Source organism: Paenibacillus validus NBRC 15382 (assembly GCF_004000985.1).
Lineage (GTDB): Bacteria > Bacillota > Bacilli > Paenibacillales > NBRC-103111 > Paenibacillus_G > Paenibacillus_G validus.
On sequence record NZ_BIMH01000117.1, the window covers coordinates 1 to 1518 of the forward strand.

General features: G+C 48.7%; 1 protein-coding gene. It reads left to right on the forward strand.

The window, feature by feature from the left end; translation table 11 throughout:
• The first annotated feature begins 122 nt into the window (after nucleotides 1-122).
• Nucleotides 123-1409, forward strand: coding sequence for an IS110 family RNA-guided transposase (locus tag PVA01S_RS26305; RefSeq protein WP_174817622.1), 1287 nt, complete (start codon nucleotides 123-125; stop codon nucleotides 1407-1409).
• Nucleotides 1410-1518: the final 109 nt, after the last annotated feature.

Below are 1518 nucleotides of genomic sequence, written 5' to 3' on the forward strand. Positions count from 1 at the left end.
CCATTCCTGTAATGAAGTAATTTGCTCTTTGAAAAGAAAAAGCGCCTCCTGTATGCTGGGTCTTGGAATGGTGGCCATTCACTGCCCTAATTAGAAGGAGGACGCTCAATATGAAGTATAAACTGAAACAGAAGCAGAATCAACGAATTACACGAATTACCGAATCGACACTGGTAGTTGGCGCAGATATCGCGAAGAAGGTACACGTCGCAAGAGCCGTAGATTTTCGCGGGATTGAACTCGGGAAGGATTGCACTTTCCATAACGATCAGAATGGGTTGGCGAAGCTGGTAACGTGGATGAAGGAGCTTGAGCAGGCACATGGGAAAACAGACATTGTGTTTGGCATCGAGCCTACTGGACACTACTGGTTTCCGTTAGCTGCATATCTACAAGAGCAAAATATTCAGATCGTTGTCGTCAACCCGCATCATGTGAACAAGACGAAAGAGCTTGAGGATAACTCACAGACGAAGAGCGACTATAAGGATGCTAAAGTCATCGCGGATCTTATTCGAAACGGAAAATACTCCGAACCGAAACTGCCAACGAAGGAATATGCGGAACTGCGGATCCTAATGAATCTTCGGGAAAAGGTATCGGCCAGCCTAACGCAAGTAAAGGGCCGTATCAGTAACTGGTTTGACCGGTTCTTCCCCGAGTACGCTAACGTGTTCAAGCAATGGGAAGGTAAGGCATCGCTGATGACGATGCGGGCGTTCCCCATGCCATCAGACATCGTCTCCAAGGGAGCTAGAGACGTCCTGGCTCACTGGAAGACAGAAGTGAAGCGTGGCGTGGGTATCAAGCGCGCGGAGAAGTTAGTAGCCGCTGCAACGGTCTCCATTGGGTTGACGGAAGGTTGTATGGCGGCTCGAATGGAATTAAGCACGTTGCTGGGTCAATATGATCTATTTAGTAAGCAATTGGAAGAGATTATGACTAAGGTCCTGGAGATCCTTGAGAACATCCCGGGAGCGGCATACATGCTCTCTGTTCCGGGGATTGGAGCCATTACCGTAGCTGGATTACTAGCTGAAGTTGGTGACCTGAACAACTACGACCATGGTCAACAGATTATCCGGCTCGCTGGGCTGAATCTCAAAGAAAACAGCTCGGGAAAGCGGAAAGGCAAGACAGGAATTAGCAAGCGCGGACGCTCACGGTTACGTGCGTTGCTGTTTCGGGCAGTGATGCCGATGGTAGCAAAGAACGAAGCGTTCAAGGCGCTTCACAAGCACTACACGACGCGGAGTCAAAATCCACTGAAGAAAAAGCAGTCCCTAATAGCCTTATGTGGGAAACTGATTCGAGTTTTGCATACGTTGGGGACAAAACAAAGAGAGTACAATGCAATCGACGTAATAGGCCCTGCGCGGCAGATCCAGATGCAGCAAGTGGCCGCTTAAAACAAAGAAGCAGACAGCCTGTAAATCGCTTATTCACATGTGTACAACTTAGACAACGGAAGCACCGGAGAAGCCGAAGTACTACATTCAATAAGGGCTAAGACCCCGT